General features: G+C 58.5%; 17 protein-coding genes, 1 tRNA gene and 1 pseudogene. 14 read left to right on the forward strand and 5 right to left on the reverse strand.

Translation table 11 applies throughout. The features are described from left to right. Positions 1 to 125: 125 nt before the first annotated feature. Both dnaG and FPZ52_RS03570 read right to left on the reverse strand, forming a co-directional pair. Positions 126 to 2,081, reverse strand: a complete 1,956-nt coding sequence (gene dnaG / locus FPZ52_RS03565) for a DNA primase (RefSeq protein ID WP_146363779.1) — start codon at positions 2,079 to 2,081, stop codon at positions 126 to 128. A gap of 229 nt (positions 2,082 to 2,310) precedes the next feature. Continuing rightward, positions 2,311 to 2,886 carry an NADPH-dependent FMN reductase gene (locus FPZ52_RS03570; protein WP_146363781.1) on the reverse strand — a complete coding sequence of 192 codons (576 nt, stop codon included), beginning with the start codon at positions 2,884 to 2,886 and terminating at the stop codon, positions 2,311 to 2,313. 103 nt (positions 2,887 to 2,989) lie between these two features. Between FPZ52_RS03570 and FPZ52_RS03575 the strand changes: the two genes are divergently transcribed. The 3 genes and pseudogenes from FPZ52_RS03575 (at position 2,990) to FPZ52_RS03585 (ending at position 4,332) form a co-directional block, all read left to right on the forward strand. Beyond that, positions 2,990 to 3,376, forward strand: coding sequence for a winged helix-turn-helix transcriptional regulator (locus FPZ52_RS03575; protein WP_146363783.1), 387 nt, complete (start codon positions 2,990 to 2,992; stop codon positions 3,374 to 3,376). An 82-nt stretch (positions 3,377 to 3,458) separates the two neighbouring features. Continuing rightward, positions 3,459 to 3,899, forward strand: a complete 441-nt coding sequence (locus tag FPZ52_RS03580) for a hypothetical protein (RefSeq protein WP_146363786.1) — start codon at positions 3,459 to 3,461, stop codon at positions 3,897 to 3,899. Continuing rightward, positions 3,899 to 4,332, forward strand: a pseudogene (locus FPZ52_RS03585) (secondary thiamine-phosphate synthase enzyme YjbQ). Before FPZ52_RS03580 ends, FPZ52_RS03585 begins: the two are co-directional and overlap by 1 nt. Positions 4,333 to 4,335: 3 nt before the next feature. Here FPZ52_RS03585 and FPZ52_RS03590 read toward each other — a convergent pair. After that, complete coding sequence (locus FPZ52_RS03590; protein ID WP_146363787.1) at positions 4,336 to 4,542, reverse strand: dodecin family protein; 207 nt, start codon at positions 4,540 to 4,542, stop codon at positions 4,336 to 4,338. Positions 4,543 to 4,728: 186 nt separating this feature from the next. On the opposite strand from FPZ52_RS03590, the gene nrdR reads away from it, so the two are divergent. Further along, complete coding sequence (gene nrdR, locus FPZ52_RS03595) at positions 4,729 to 5,196, forward strand: transcriptional regulator NrdR (RefSeq protein WP_146363789.1); 468 nt, start codon at positions 4,729 to 4,731, stop codon at positions 5,194 to 5,196. An 8-nt stretch (positions 5,197 to 5,204) separates the two neighbouring features. Further along, positions 5,205 to 6,299: a bifunctional diaminohydroxyphosphoribosylaminopyrimidine deaminase/5-amino-6-(5-phosphoribosylamino)uracil reductase RibD gene (ribD, locus tag FPZ52_RS03600; RefSeq protein ID WP_240804395.1), complete on the forward strand. Its 1,095-nt coding sequence runs from the start codon at positions 5,205 to 5,207 to the stop codon at positions 6,297 to 6,299. 17 nt (positions 6,300 to 6,316) lie between these two features. Here ribD and FPZ52_RS03605 read toward each other — a convergent pair whose 3' ends face one another. After that, positions 6,317 to 7,414, reverse strand: a complete 1,098-nt coding sequence (locus FPZ52_RS03605; protein ID WP_146363791.1) for a polysaccharide biosynthesis/export family protein — start codon at positions 7,412 to 7,414, stop codon at positions 6,317 to 6,319. Between the two features lie 229 nt (positions 7,415 to 7,643). On the opposite strand from FPZ52_RS03605, the gene FPZ52_RS03610 reads away from it, so the two are divergent. The 7 genes from FPZ52_RS03610 to FPZ52_RS03640 all read left to right on the forward strand — a co-directional run bounded on the left by FPZ52_RS03610 (position 7,644) and on the right by FPZ52_RS03640 (position 12,555). Beyond that, entirely contained in the window at positions 7,644 to 8,267 is a 624-nt protein-coding gene (locus FPZ52_RS03610) for a riboflavin synthase (protein WP_146363793.1), read from the forward strand. Continuing rightward, entirely contained in the window at positions 8,264 to 8,836 is a 573-nt protein-coding gene (locus tag FPZ52_RS03615; RefSeq protein ID WP_146363795.1) for a hypothetical protein, read from the forward strand. The genes FPZ52_RS03610 and FPZ52_RS03615 overlap by 4 nt, the downstream gene beginning before the upstream one ends. Positions 8,837 to 8,892: 56 nt before the next feature. Beyond that, complete coding sequence (gene ribB, locus FPZ52_RS03620; RefSeq protein ID WP_146363797.1) at positions 8,893 to 10,041, forward strand: 3,4-dihydroxy-2-butanone-4-phosphate synthase; 1,149 nt, start codon at positions 8,893 to 8,895, stop codon at positions 10,039 to 10,041. 3 nt (positions 10,042 to 10,044) lie between these two features. Continuing rightward, on the forward strand, positions 10,045 to 10,590 hold the full coding sequence (locus FPZ52_RS03625; protein ID WP_146363799.1) for a 6,7-dimethyl-8-ribityllumazine synthase: 546 nt from the start codon (positions 10,045 to 10,047) through the stop codon (positions 10,588 to 10,590). Positions 10,591 to 10,652: 62 nt separating this feature from the next. Continuing rightward, positions 10,653 to 11,114 carry a transcription antitermination factor NusB gene (gene nusB, locus FPZ52_RS03630; RefSeq protein ID WP_146365645.1) on the forward strand — a complete coding sequence of 154 codons (462 nt, stop codon included), beginning with the start codon at positions 10,653 to 10,655 and terminating at the stop codon, positions 11,112 to 11,114. 107 nt (positions 11,115 to 11,221) lie between these two features. After that, a complete protein-coding gene (locus FPZ52_RS03635) occupies positions 11,222 to 11,521 on the forward strand; it encodes a hypothetical protein (protein WP_146363801.1) in 300 nt (99 codons plus the stop codon). A 584-nt stretch (positions 11,522 to 12,105) separates the two neighbouring features. Next, positions 12,106 to 12,555: an MmcB family DNA repair protein gene (locus FPZ52_RS03640; protein ID WP_146363803.1), complete on the forward strand. Its 450-nt coding sequence runs from the start codon at positions 12,106 to 12,108 to the stop codon at positions 12,553 to 12,555. Here the strand turns inward: FPZ52_RS03640 and FPZ52_RS03645 are convergent. Next, positions 12,542 to 12,748, reverse strand: coding sequence for a DUF6324 family protein (locus FPZ52_RS03645; RefSeq protein ID WP_146363805.1), 207 nt, complete (start codon positions 12,746 to 12,748; stop codon positions 12,542 to 12,544). The genes FPZ52_RS03640 and FPZ52_RS03645 overlap by 14 nt on opposite strands. Before the next feature lie 57 nt (positions 12,749 to 12,805). On the opposite strand from FPZ52_RS03645, the gene FPZ52_RS03650 reads away from it, so the two are divergent. Continuing rightward, the gene (locus tag FPZ52_RS03650) at positions 12,806 to 13,300 is read left to right on the forward strand and encodes a GNAT family N-acetyltransferase (protein WP_146363807.1); all 495 of its coding nucleotides are present in this window, start codon (positions 12,806 to 12,808) and stop codon (positions 13,298 to 13,300) included. Between the two features lie 46 nt (positions 13,301 to 13,346). Continuing rightward, a tRNA-His gene (locus FPZ52_RS03655) sits at positions 13,347 to 13,423 on the forward strand. Positions 13,424 to 13,512 lie beyond the last annotated feature (89 nt).

A 13,512-nucleotide genomic window follows, 5' to 3' on the forward strand; every position in this document is an offset into this window, starting at 1 on the left:
TGCTCCTTGCAGAGATAGGCTGATTCGTTACCGGCGCTATCCGAATCGTTTTGCGCGCATCAATGATTCGGAATTGGGTCTACCGCGTTTCTTATGCCATTTCCTCAACAAAATGGCGAATCAGCCTAACGTCCTCGCGTCCTAGAAAAATTGATATCGCGAATCAGCTCATCGAAAGCTGACCGCTCGTCACGGTTCAGTTTTGCCCCGTTGGGACTGGTGTCGTATTCGGTGTTGTCGTCCATCTGCTGCCTGTCGGCCCGGTTGCGTGCTTCGGTGGCCTGCGACAACCGCCAGACCAAGTGCTCGTCATGACCCGCATGCACGTCTTCGGACGCTTCACGAACCTCCTGCGCCAGCCCCCGCCGTGTTTCCAGTTTCGCAAGCTCTTCGGCCAGACACATCCGTGCCATCTCTGGGTTTCCGGCATGGCGTACCGCAGGTGTCACCGCCAGATGGGGCTGCGCGAAGAAGCTTTCAAGGGTTTCGCCCCCGACGATGCTTTCGACACGCTCCATAAACTCCGCGCCTGCGTCATTTGCGCAACTCAGGATCGCATCGCGCAGCCGTGCATGTGTCTCGTTGGCCAGGGCAAGTGTTTCCACGACGCCTTCGTAATGGTCCAAAACAGCGGGCGTGCGGAGAATCGTGGCAAGGATCACCGCCTCGCGCATTTCATCCTCTATCGATTCCGCCGACACGGCCAGCCGAGAGTTGCGCAGTGCAGGAGAGGGCTGAATCTTCGCCAGACGCCCGAAACCACCACGCCGACGATTGACCGGGGTACGGCGTGAGGCGGGGGCGAACAAATCCCACTTAAGCCGTTTCAGCTCTTCATCATAGTGTCGCCGCAGGTCCGGATCGCGTATGCGACCTGTCGCCTCGCGCAATGTCTTGTCCAGGGCGGCGCGGCGTTCGGGGCTGTCGAAAACCTTGTCTTCCGTTTCTCGCCGCCACAACAGACGCACCATCGGTTCCGCACGTTCCAGCAGACGACGCATCGCGCCGGCACCTTCGGCCCGCAACAGGTCATCGGGATCCTTGCCTTCAGGCATCAGGCAGAATCGCAAACTGCGTCCGGCCTCCAGCATCGGCAGCGCAAGATCCATCACCCGCATCGCTGCGCGCAGACCTGCCTTGTCACCGTCGAGGGCAATGACCGGCTCCGGCGCGATGCGCCACAAAAGCTGCAGCTGGTTCTCCGTGATCGCCGTGCCAAGTGGCGCGACGGCACCGTCAAAGCCCGCCTCGACCAGCGCGATCACATCCATATAGCCTTCAGCCACAATCAACGCGGCACCTTTGCCAGCAGCCTCACGCGCTGGCCCGTGGTTGTAAAGCGATCGCCCTTTGTCGAATAGCACCGTCTCCGGCGAATTCAGGTATTTCGCCCGCGCATTCGCCGCCATGGCACGCCCACCAAAGGCGATGCACCGACCACGCGCGTCGCGGATCGGGAAGACAATGCGATTGCGGAACCGGTCATAGGCTGGCCCACCATCATCCGGAAGCGCCGCAAGCCCTGCATCGATGATCGCCTTTTCTTCGACACCCTTTGCGGCGAGATGCTCGAACAATGCGCGGCGACCGTCGGGTGCAAAACCGATTTCGAAACGTTCAAGCGCCTTGGCTTTCAGACCCCGCCCCGTCAGGTATTCTCGTGCAGTCTGCGCCGCACCACCCTGAAGTTGCGTCCGGTAGAAACGTACCGCCATCTCCATGACATCGGCGAGCGAGGCGCGTTTCTCGGCACGCTGCTGTTCTTGCGGGTCCGCTTTGGGAACCTGCATGCCTGCTTCACGTGCAAGAATGTCGATCGCTTCCATGAAGCTTACGTTTTCGGTTTCACGCACGAAGCTGATCGCGTCACCCTTAGCGTGGCAGCCGAAGCAATAGTAGAACCCCTTGCGGTCATCTACATGGAAGGACGCGGTTTTTTCCTGATGGAACGGACAGGGCGACCACATGTCGCCCTTACCCTGGTTAGACTTTCGCGTGTCCCAAATGACTTTTCGTCCGACCACATGGGCCAGGCTGGTTCGATTGCGTAGCTCGTCAAGAAATCCGGGAGGCAGGCTCATGGGTATCAGTATCGGCGCCAAGGGTTCTGCTGTCTAGCACAAGCCGGGGGTTGCCACCAAGATCAAAAGAGTGACGAATCGTGTTGGCGTCAGGCGATGAAGGCGCTTGTCGCGTGATCCGAAGCCTGGTCGTGAAATCGGGCTGACACTTGAAAGTCAGCCCGAACTCCAAATGAACGGATTTCATCCAACAGATACAGGAAGACACGATCGAGAGGGTGCGTCGCCTCTAGCTCGCAACCTCGAGTTTTTCCGGACGAACGCCTGTCCGGTTGATCCACTCCGCAAAGCGGTCGATCCACCCGTTCAAAAAAGTTTCGGTGTCGGGATTAACAACAGCACCGGTGTCATCGAAGAGTTCAGGCTTGAACTGGAAATAAACCTCCGGCTGTGCCATGAGCGCCGTGCCAACGGCGGAGACGATGGTTTTCAGTTCGCGCTGTCCAACGGCGGCGCCAATTGCGCCGGGCGACGTGCCGATGACCGCAGCAGGCTTGTTCAGCCAGCTATTGTCACCCCAAGGCCGCGTGGCCCAGTCTATGGCGTCTTTCAGAATACCTGGATAGGAACGGTTGAATTCGGGCGTGACAAACAGCACCCCATCCGTGTCATCGATTTTCTGTTTAAGATCAAGCACTGATCTCGGCGCATCGGCCCACAATTCTTCATTGTAATGCGGCAGTTGAGACAAATCGACATAGTCAAATTCCAGCCGGTCACCGGCCAGTGTATCGATGGCCTGAGCCAGCTTGCGGTTAATTGAATCCTGCCTCAGGGAGCCGACAAGAACAGCGATTTTCGCCATTGGTTTAATCCTCGGTATCTTGGTTTATATTAGTAACAAGGGCTAGATATGATACCGGACGGCCCAGTCCAAGAAGGCACTTTTTTGTTAGAAGGTTACTTTCATGAAACCAACTCGGCATAGCCCTGAACAATGTAAGAAGGCCACAGACGTAATATCGCTGACCGGCAGCAAATGGACTGTGCTTATCGTGATGATGCTGGACATCGAAAAGAGGCGTTTTTCAGAAATGAAGCGTGATATCAGTGGTATATCGCAAAAGATGCTGACCACCACGCTGCGTGGGTTGGAGCGCGATGGGTATGTCCTGCGCACAGTTTACCCTACGGTGCCGGCCAAGGTGGAGTATGAACTGACCGATCTGGGCCGTGATCTGGCTCAGCCTCTGCGCGCGCTCGGTCAATGGGCGCTTGAAAACCACGACCGGATCATCGCTGCCCGGTTGGCCCATGATACCCGGGATAAGCCTGACGGGGTCGCTGCGGAGTAGGCTGAGTTATCAGCCGGAATTGATTTGCTAACCAAACACCTGTCGCCGCATGATGCGACGAAGCAATCTTGAGGAGACAGAGATGAAAGCGCTGATTATCTCCGCCGTCGCTGCGGGCGCCTTGGCCGGGTGCGTGGTCGAGCCTACGAAGCCACGAACAGGCATCGCCGGGGAAACCTACCGCGCGATCAATCACAATCTTGTCGTGTCGCTGGGCGGAAACCAGATGGAAGTAATTGGTGTCGGCGCGTCCGGTGCTCCGGAGTATTTTTGTGCCGCTGCTGAATATGCGCGGGTGCGATTGAACGCCAATCCGGTGGACAGAATTGTACTGGAATCCCCGCCTGGACCAAGCCGATCAGGTCATAGCGGTCGCGCAGTCGGGTTCGAGCTTGCGTCGCGCGAGGACGTTCCCGAAACAACGAGCAACATCACCTTAAGTGTCAATCGCGTCGGTGAGGCGATCTCCGTCGCGCATGGCAACAACCTTTGTGAAGAAAGAGCGATCGGCTTCTTCGACTGATGATAGCGCGTCCGGAGCAAACCGAATTTTGCGTTCGCACTCAGGGGCGTGGGTTATATGAAGTGACAGAGACTGTGGACCGGTGGGTACTACATCTTCTCAGACACCTGCTGGCTTGCTGACGCTTTTCGTGCGTCATACATCCTGCTCGTTGCTCATCCAGGAGAATGCCGATCCTGATGTTCAGTCGGATCTATTGGCGTGGCTGTGCCGTTTCGTGCCGGATGCGAACGAACCCGAGATGTCCTATCTGACGCATCGGATCGAAGGTCCTGACGACATGCCGGCGCACATCAAGGCATCGGTTCTGCCGGTCAGTCTGCAAATCCCTTTCAGTGCCGGGCGGCTGCTGCTGGGGACGTGGCAGGGAATATACCTGTTCGAACATCGAGATGCGCCACATACCCGGAAAGTCGTGGCGCATCTGGCTTGAATGTCAGCCGTCGTCCAAGATGAACGTCACCATGATGTTGACTTGGTAATGCGCAATCTGACCGTTCTCAACCGAGACCCGCTGTTCTTTCACCCATGCGCTTTGCACATTTCGCAGTGTCTGATTGGCACGCTCGACACCCTCGCGGACAGCATCGTCAAAACTGGTGGTGGAGGTGGCTGATATTTCCGTAACTCTCGCTATGCTCATCGTCTCACTCCCATTTGCTAGTGAATGTGAAACGTCGGCAATTCGGGATGGTTCCTTCCCGCGTCGGTCATATCTAGGCTGCATATCGTATGTGGAAAACTTCTCTACCCAATCGCTAGTTGTGTGCCTATAGTGGTTGCAGTAGCGGGACGATCCGCCCCATTTGGCCGATGAGAGAGGAAAGCGATGCGCTGCCCGTTTTGCGGTAATGTCGATACGCAGGTGAAAGATTCCCGTCCCGCCGAAGATCATGTGGCGATCAGGCGGCGACGGTTCTGCCCGGAATGCGGGGGCAGGTTTACAACCTATGAACGGGTTCAGCTGCGCGATCTGGTCGTCGTGAAAACCAATGGTCGTCGTGAAGATTTCGACCGGGACAAGTTGGAACGCTCGGTCCGTATTGCGCTGCAGAAGCGGCCCGTGGAACCGGAACGGATCGACAAGATGATCTCGGGCATCGTGCGGCGATTGGAATCGCTGGGTGATCAGGATGTGCCGTCCAAGACCATCGGCGAGATCGTCATGGAGACACTGGCGCGGATCGACACCGTCGCCTATGTGCGTTTTGCCAGTGTTTACAAGAACTTCCAAGCTGCGGATGATTTCGACAAATTCGTGTCTGAACTGCGTCCGGAACTGCCGACCGATACTTGAGGCATCCCATGAGCGAAGCGCGCTATATGCAGCTTGCGCTGTCACTAGGTGCGCGCGGGCTGGGTAACACATGGCCCAACCCGGCGGTCGGCTGTGTGATCGTGCGCGATGACAGGATCGTTGGGCGTGGGTGGACACAACCCGGCGGGCGTCCTCATGCGGAAGTCGTGGCGCTATCCCAAGCTGGCGCAGCCGCGAAAGGTGCGACCGCCTATGTTACGCTGGAGCCCTGTTCCCATCACGGCAAAAGCCCGCCCTGCGCAGATGCGTTGATCGCGGCTGGCATAGCAAGGGTCGTCGTGGCGTTGACTGACCCTGATCCGCGCGTCGATGGTGGGGGTCTTGCGGGATTGCGGCATGCGGGCATCGATGTTGTGACCGGTGTTTGCGAGGACGCCGCGCGACGGTCGCATTCGGGGTTTCTGTCGCGGGTTCAGCAGGGCCGCCCAATGCTGTCGCAAAAGCTTGCCAGCAGCTTCGACGGACGGATTGCAACCGGAGCGGGCGAAAGCCAATGGATTACTGGCCCCGATGCCCGCCGTGTCGTTCACGGGATGCGTGCGCGACATGATGCGGTCCTGATCGGTGGCGCCACGGCGCGGGCAGATGATCCGGAACTGACTGTGCGCGGGCAGGGGGCAGTGCGACAGCCCGTTCGCGTGGTGCTCTCGCGTGGTCTGGATTTGCCTGTCGAAAGCCGTTTGGTCCGAAACCTGGATCATGCGCAGCTGTGGCTTGTCCATGGACACACTGTCGGCGACGCGAAGGTGCAATCATGGGAGGCGCTCGGTGCCAGGTGTCTACCCGTTTTGGGGACATCAACAGGATTGGATGTCTTGGCGGTCATGAAGGCACTGGCAGAGCAGGGACTGACGCGCGTCTTCAGCGAGAGCGGCGGAACATTGACAGCGTCGTTGCTGCGCGCCGGGTTGGTCGATGAGTTGATCGGGTTCTCTGCAGGGCTCGTGATCGGTGCGGATGGACGACCATCCATCGGCGATATGTCGCTGAAGCGGCTTGCCGATGCGCCACGTTTTGACTTGCAAGAAAGTCGTGTGATTGGTGGCGACGTTATGCATCGCTGGGTGCGGCGGGCCGGCTGAGGCCGGCCCTTCCATGCTTATCTTGCCGAAACCGTCTGAACCGCGGCCACGGTGCTGAGTGACCCGAAGATCGCAGCCACAGCCTTGTTAAACTGCGTCACAGGCGCTTCGGTGACATAGATCGTATCTTCGTCACGGATGTTGAAATTACGCGCCACGAATAAGCCATCCGCCGAGGTCAGATTGAAGATATAGGCCACCTGCTGCGGCGATGTGATATTGGACAGGCCGAGCACGCGCCTTGCCACCTCGGGTGGTTCCTGCCGCAGCACGAAGATACCCGTCGGGTCCGCGGCGATGCCGGACAGGCCGCCGACCTGGGCGATGGCTTCGATGGCCGACAGTTCCTGTGTCTCGAACCGCACGCGGCTTTGTCGACCAGTGGCACCGACCGCCGTGTAGAAACGTTCGTCAGCTTCCACCAGAATGCGGTCGCCCGCGCGCAACGCGATATCGTTCGAGGGGTTGGCGTAGAGCGAGTCGAACCAGACCTTGCCGCTTTGACTGCCGCGAAGGACGGTGACTTGCGCGATTTCAGGCTCGATCGTTACGCCGCCTGCGCGGGCCAGCATCGACGACAGTCGCAGGGTAGGCCGCTGGATTGGATAGACGCCTTGCGCACTGACCTTTCCTGATACTGACACCGTTGCGCCATCGCCTGCGGAACGTGTCACGACGATCTGCGGATCAGGTGTTTGGGTTTCAAGTTTGCGTGTCAACAGGCCGCGCAATTCCTCGGGCGACTTGCCCGCTGCCAGCACGCGACCGGCATAGGGCACGAATATCATACCGCTGCTGTCAACCTGGACCCGTTCGAGTGGGACCGGCGCACCGCCCACACCCAACAATCCCTCATCCACGTTTTCCCAGATGGTCAGGCCCAACGTGTCGCCTGAATGGATGATGTCCGGCTGGATTTCTCCTGCATTTCTGAAACCGGACGAAAAGCCCATCGCGGGAGAATAGAAGGTCGCCCGAGCAACGGGCTGTGACGCTTCCACGACATAGGTGTTTCCGGCTTTCTGGACAGCCGAATCGAATATCTCGCCCTTGGTCGGGCCTGTGCGCGGTATTGCACCGCTACAGCCCGCAAGCGCAAGGATGGACAGTGCCATGACGGTGCTTCTGCCCAGCTCTCTCAAGTTTCTCACCTTCGCGTTGCCCCCTGTTCCGCGTCTGTGTTCTTGCCTATGGCAGTGTTACCCAATGACGCAGGCGCATGCCAGACTTCTTGGCAATTGAAGCGCGATGCATCCACCGATTGCAGATTTCCGCGTGTCGTTCTTGCGACTGTGGGCGTGGAGCGCTAGTCGAATGGGAGAGATCAGGGCAGCGGAGAAGCTCATGTTTACGGGAATCGTTACAGATGTCGGCGTCGTACTGGAAACCGAACAGCGTGGGGATCTGCGTATCCGCATCGGAACCCGCTATGAACCGGACGGGATCGATATGGGGGCGTCTATATGCTGTGATGGTGTTTGCCTGACAGTGGTCGATAAGGGCAAGAGCGCTCCCGAGAATGACGGGGGTTGGTTTGACGTGGAGGCCTCGGCGGAAACGCTGTCCAAAACCACGCTGGGCGGCTGGGCTCCGGGGCGACGAATCAACCTCGAGCGCGCACTGAAGGTAGGCGATGAGCTGGGCGGTCATATCGTGTCCGGCCATGTCGACGGTTTGGCCAAGGTGGTTGAAATCGTTGATGACGGTGATAGCACACGCATCACCTTTGAAGCACCCGAGGCCCTTGCGCCTTTCATCGCGTCCAAGGGGTCGGTCGCGCTGAATGGAACCTCGCTGACCGTGAATGACGTCATGGATCGGCGGTTCGGCGTGAACCTGATCCCGCACACCAAGGAAGTCACGACCTGGGGTGATATCGTCAAGGGTGATGACATCAATCTGGAGATCGATACCATGGCCCGCTATGTTGAGCGGCTACAAAGCTGGAACCGGTGGAACAAGGCATGATCGGGCATAATGGTGGCCCCACGCTGGAAAAGGGCACAAGCTGGCGCAAGCATTGCTGGGGAAAGGCTCGGCGCGATCTGCTGCCCGTCCTGCCGTTGCAGATTATTCGCCAGCGTGTGCGCCGGGCTGAAGAGCTTGGGTTGGACTACAAAACTTACGCGACGGTTCGCGCCACATCGGGATGCGATATCGTAGGTTTCCTGTTTTCTTCCAATGCGTTACATCTTGTGAAAGTCTCGCAGAAAGTTCCCCGGGAACGGGCGGAGAAGCTAGCAGCAATCCGGAACGGCGATATTCTTGTTGCCGCTCATCAGCCGCACGACCCGCTGCACATTGCCCGTCGCTTGGAAGAAGACCATGCTATCAGCCTTTGCGATATACGCGAGGCACCGCCATTCACTGATAGCTGGTCCGCCGTTCGCGACAGGATGCGCCGGACGCTGAGCGACACCAGGCTGCGCGGTGCGTCAGTCGTTCTGGTCGGTGAAACGGCATTCGAAAGGGAGTGGACGGCGGCGGGCAACTTCGCCGCCTATCTGCCGTCGGACCGCTATTTCGCGAAAACCTGACGGTCGTCGGGGCATGGCTTGTTCGTGATGGCTGGAATTTGTCGGGCCCAGCGGCTATGTGGCAGCCGACACAGGACGCAAAGGCAGACGGTATGGACACCAGCTATCACGACGCGATCTCCAGTATCGAAGAGATCATCGAGGATGCCCGCAACGGTCGGATGTTCATTCTCGTAGATCACGAAGACCGCGAGAACGAAGGCGATCTGGTGATCCCTGCGCAGATGGCAACACCGGAGGCGATCAATTTCATGGCGTCGCAGGGACGGGGGTTGATCTGCCTGACGCTTACGGGAGAACGGATTGACGCGCTGGGTTTGCCGTTGATGGCGTCGCAGAACTCGTCACGGCACGAAACCGCGTTCACCGTATCGATCGAAGCGCGCGAAGGTGTGACCACCGGAATTTCGGCGCATGACCGGGCGCGTACGGTTGCTGTGGCGATCGATCCATCCAAGACCGGCACGGATATCGCGACGCCGGGCCACATCTTCCCACTCCGCGCCCGTGATGGTGGTGTGCTGGTTCGCGCGGGCCATACAGAGGCCGCAGTCGACGTCGCGCGTCTCGCCGGGCTGAACCCATCGGGCGTGATTTGCGAAATCATGAACGAAGACGGGACCATGGCGCGGCTGCCCGATCTGGTGGCCTTCGCCCAGAGGCATAACCTGAAGATCGGCACGATCAGCGACCTGATCGCTTACCGCCGCCGCTACGACAATTTGGTGCGTGTCAGCGAAGAGCGGACCGTGCAGTCAGAATTCGGTGGCGAATGGAATCTGCGTATCTACACCGACGAAACGCAGGGGGCAGAGCACATCGCGCTGATCAAGGGTGATCTGTCGGGCGATGATCCGGTTCTGGTGCGTATGCACGCGCTGGACCCGATGCTCGATGTTATTGGGCTGGGCCAGCCCGGTCGCAGCAGTGAATTCGGCCAGGCCATGGAATTGATAGCCGATGAAGGACGGGGCGCACTTGTCCTTTTGCGCGACACCACCATGAAGTTGGTCGCGGATGATCACGTGTCGCCCCAGACGCTGCGCCAATACGGGCTGGGTGCGCAGATTCTGTCATCTTTGGGTATTTCGAAACTGGTCCTATTGACCAATTCGGTGAAGCCCAAGATCGTGGGGCTCGAGGCTTATGGTCTTGAAATCGAAGATACGCGCCCCATCCCGCTCAACCTGGTCAAGGAGTCCTGACGCATGGCATCTTCAGAACAGCATTACATCCTGCCGCGCCCGGAGTTCGACAAACCGACCAAGGTTCTGATCGTAATCTCTCCTTATTACAAAGCGATAGCAGACGATCTTCTATCGGGGGCGCGGGCTGAGCTGGACGCGGCCGGAGCCAGTCATGAGACGGTCGAAGTCCCGGGCGCACTGGAAATCCCGGCAGCGATCAGCATCGCGTATCGCCAGTCCAATTTCGACGGATTCGTTGCGCTTGGCTGTGTCGTGCGAGGCGAGACCACGCATTACGAAACGGTCTGCAACGACAGTTCGCGGGCGATCACACTTCTGGGACTGGAAGGCGCGAGTATTGGCAATGGCATCCTGACAGTGGAAAACCTGCTTCAGGCGGAAGTGCGCGCCAATCCGGACAAACAGAACAAGGGTGCGGGAGCGGCAGCGGCAGCCTTGCATTTGATCGCGCTATCACGCAAATGGGGTCGCTCGGGGCGGGAAATCGGTTTCCAGCCCGAAGGCATTCAGATCGCCGGTAAGGCGGAAGGACCGACCACAGCATGACCGACCCTGACAAGCCCGATCACAACGACGTCTTTTCCGAAGGCTCCGAGGCTCCCAAGCCGATGTCGGGTAACCAGAAACGCAAGATGCGGTCTGCGGCGCGGCTCTTTTCCGTGCAAGCACTGTTCCAAATGGAAACCACAGAGCAGACCGTCCAGGCGGTCACCCGCGAATTTGCCAATCACCGTTTCGGGGAACAGTTCGAGGATTACGAGATGGCCGAAGGCGATCTCGACCTGTTCCGCAAGATCGTCGAAGACGCGGTGAACTGGCAGGCGAAGATTGACCAGATGACCGACCGCGCACTTGTCGCGAAATGGCCGCTTGGCCGGATCGACCCAACCTTGCGTGCGCTGTTTCGTGCCGCTTGCGCGGAGTTGATCGAAAGCGATACGCCGCCCAAAGTCGTGATCGTCGAGTTCGTCAACATTGCGGGTGCATTCTTCCCAGACGGGCGAGAGCCCAAATTCGTGAATGCGGTCCTGGACCACATGGCCCGCGAGGCACGTCCGGAAGCCTTCTGAGTAAGTAATCTGGGCGTATTTGCGCCGAAATGATATTCTTCGAATCACTGTTGTGGTTCCCGCGTAGAACTGTTCCTATCGTGATGTTGAAGCCAAGGAGGAAGATTATGCCTCATCTCGTCCGTCTCTATATTCGCCAGTCACTGATCGGCTTTGGGATCTCGGCTGTGTTCGTCACGCTGCTTCTTGCTTTGAATGTAGCCAATCTCGGGCATCTGGTGCTGACGAGTGATATGGGATGGGTGGCTGGCTTTATGCTGTGGTTCTTCAACGGGATCGTGTTCGCGGGCGTTCAGTTCGCATTGGCCTTGCCGGATGGCAATGTCGTGCCACGTTCGGGCCGTAAAGAACCCGTTTGGCTGGCGGAGCCAGTGCCAGTTCGCGTAGACCGTCAGTATCGTCAATAGAGACAAGCTGGCATCCGGGGTTAAATAGGCTGCATGGCGGTGATGCCGTGGTTGAGCCGGCTGGTGGAAGGCCTAATTCAGAAATCGAAACTCTGCCGCGGCCTTCAGGGAACCGAGGGTAGGGGGTGAGCCCGAGCTGTTGCGCTGTCGTTCCGGTGATACGCCTTTCGATGGAGGGCGGGCGGATACAGGACCATGGCGCAAGCGGGTGTCCGGTGTCTGCCCGAAGAATTCTCGATCCGGCTCGTGCGACTTCAGATGCGCCATGTCATAGCGCAGGAAGCACGTCGCAAATTTACCTGAAACTGATGGGAAAGCGTGGCGGGCCCGCAGCGACCGTGGAGGCTTTCAATTCCCGAGGACCTGTATGTACAGGTGGGCGTCAGGTAACATGACCAGGGTCATATCAGAGCCAACTCCCTCGGAATTGCTTAAGGCCACCGGAATTTTGCCACAGGCACGAGAAGAGCAGCACCCGCCACCCACAGTAGGTAGGGCGAGCAGGCGCGCGGTGCAAGTGGGTTCGTGCGCTAAATTCGTCACCAGCCTTGCAAGGTGTTCGTCTTTTGTTCATTGTGCCGAAGATGGTGCAATCTGAAGGCGCATATCAGGCTGGGCAACTTCTGGCGCGTGGGGTGGCACGCTATCTCAGAAGTCTCGACTTTTCTTGCGTGCAAGAGTTTGTTCCTGCGCGTGGCTTGCGGGTGGATGTGGCGGCGTTGGGGCCGAAGGGCGAGATCTGGGTCGTGGAATGCAAATCCTGCCGCGCGGATTTTGCGGCCGACAGCAAATGGAAGGGCTACCTGGAATGGGCCGACAGGTTCTTCTGGGCCGTAGATGCCGATTTTCCCATCGGCATTTTGCCTGATGAGACCGGGCTTATCCTCGCAGATGGCTTTGGGGCCGAAATCGTCCGCTGGGGTCCGGAAACACTGTTGGCGCCTTCGCGCCGCAAGGTACAAACGCTGAAACTGGCACGCGCGGCGATGTTTCGGTTGCAGACCGCGCGTGATCCGTTGCTCAGCCCTTCTTAGATTTGCCGGGTTTCCCACCCAGTATGCGCTCGGCTGCGGCGCGGATTTCCTCGGCAATCTCGATAGCCTCGTCTGGTTCGAAATCCATCGGAATCTCGACGCCGTTGGCTTCGACGAAAATGCGCACCATATCTTGATCGGTCGGACCGATTTGCAGATTGGCGCTGATATCGCTTTCTGTGTTGATCCCCATGATCCATTCTCCTCAGATTGAGGGGCGAGTATCCAATAGCACAGGTCGCGGCAAGGTATGACAGAAGAATCGCTGGGGATTTTGTTGCGAGAGTTCGATCCCAACGGCGATACCGGGTGGGTGATCGACGTTCATCGCGCACATTATCGGGACGTGGAGGGGTTTGATGACAGCTTTGCCCCTGTGGTTGCGCGTGCCGTCGACGCCTTTGATCCGATCCGCGATCATGGCTGGATCGCATGCGCGGGGCTGGAACAGGTCGGAAGTCTGTTCATGATTCGGGAAAATGCACAGGTCGCGCGGCTGAAACTTTTCTACATTGCTGCGTCGTGCCGGGGGCAGGGGCTCGGTCGGTTGATGTTGCACAAGGCCGAACGCTCTGGACGCCGAGACGGTACAAGCCTGATGCGCGTGCGGACGTTCAAGCAACACACAGCGGCGGTGCGGCTCTATGTTCGTTCGGGTTTCGAATTGGTTGAAGAGTTTCCTGTTCATGAGTTCGGACGGCCGCTGGTAGAGCAATGCTGGGAAAAGGCGCTGGACGTTGCGTGAGTGCTCTTGCATTCGTTGAAACGCGGCGCTAAACCGCGCCTCACGTGCCGCCTTAGCTCAGTTGGTTAGAGCGCTGGATTGTGGATCCAGAGGTCCCCCGTTCAAGCCGGGGAGGCGGTACCACTTCTCAAAACCACGCTACCACACCGCAGTGATCTCATCTGTGATGGATGATCCGTGACGCGGATGGTTCGTCGGATTGCATTTTCCGG

Source organism: Qingshengfaniella alkalisoli, assembly GCF_007855645.1.
Lineage (GTDB): Bacteria > Pseudomonadota > Alphaproteobacteria > Rhodobacterales > Rhodobacteraceae > Qingshengfaniella > Qingshengfaniella alkalisoli.

Bases quoted from the DNA above. Each gene is read 5' to 3' on its own strand.
- dnaG (WP_146363779.1), bottom strand. From the start codon at position 2,081: ATGAGCCTGCCTCCCGGATTTCTTGACGAGCTACGCAATCGAACCAGC.
- FPZ52_RS03570 (WP_146363781.1), bottom strand. From the start codon at position 2,886: ATGGCGAAAATCGCTGTTCTTGTCGGCTCCCTGAGGCAGGATTCAATT.
- FPZ52_RS03575 (WP_146363783.1), top strand. From the start codon at position 2,990: ATGAAACCAACTCGGCATAGCCCTGAACAATGTAAGAAGGCCACAGAC.
- FPZ52_RS03580 (WP_146363786.1), top strand. From the start codon at position 3,459: ATGAAAGCGCTGATTATCTCCGCCGTCGCTGCGGGCGCCTTGGCCGGG.
- FPZ52_RS03590 (WP_146363787.1), bottom strand. From the start codon at position 4,542: ATGAGCATAGCGAGAGTTACGGAAATATCAGCCACCTCCACCACCAGT.
- nrdR (WP_146363789.1), top strand. From the start codon at position 4,729: ATGCGCTGCCCGTTTTGCGGTAATGTCGATACGCAGGTGAAAGATTCC.
- ribD (WP_240804395.1), top strand. From the start codon at position 5,205: ATGAGCGAAGCGCGCTATATGCAGCTTGCGCTGTCACTAGGTGCGCGC.
- FPZ52_RS03605 (WP_146363791.1), bottom strand. From the start codon at position 7,414: ATGGCACTGTCCATCCTTGCGCTTGCGGGCTGTAGCGGTGCAATACCG.
- FPZ52_RS03610 (WP_146363793.1), top strand. From the start codon at position 7,644: ATGTTTACGGGAATCGTTACAGATGTCGGCGTCGTACTGGAAACCGAA.
- FPZ52_RS03615 (WP_146363795.1), top strand. From the start codon at position 8,264: ATGATCGGGCATAATGGTGGCCCCACGCTGGAAAAGGGCACAAGCTGG.
- ribB (WP_146363797.1), top strand. From the start codon at position 8,893: ATGTGGCAGCCGACACAGGACGCAAAGGCAGACGGTATGGACACCAGC.
- FPZ52_RS03625 (WP_146363799.1), top strand. From the start codon at position 10,045: ATGGCATCTTCAGAACAGCATTACATCCTGCCGCGCCCGGAGTTCGAC.
- nusB (WP_146365645.1), top strand. From the start codon at position 10,653: ATGTCGGGTAACCAGAAACGCAAGATGCGGTCTGCGGCGCGGCTCTTT.
- FPZ52_RS03635 (WP_146363801.1), top strand. From the start codon at position 11,222: ATGCCTCATCTCGTCCGTCTCTATATTCGCCAGTCACTGATCGGCTTT.
- FPZ52_RS03640 (WP_146363803.1), top strand. From the start codon at position 12,106: ATGGTGCAATCTGAAGGCGCATATCAGGCTGGGCAACTTCTGGCGCGT.
- FPZ52_RS03645 (WP_146363805.1), bottom strand. From the start codon at position 12,748: ATGGGGATCAACACAGAAAGCGATATCAGCGCCAATCTGCAAATCGGT.
- FPZ52_RS03650 (WP_146363807.1), top strand. From the start codon at position 12,806: ATGACAGAAGAATCGCTGGGGATTTTGTTGCGAGAGTTCGATCCCAAC.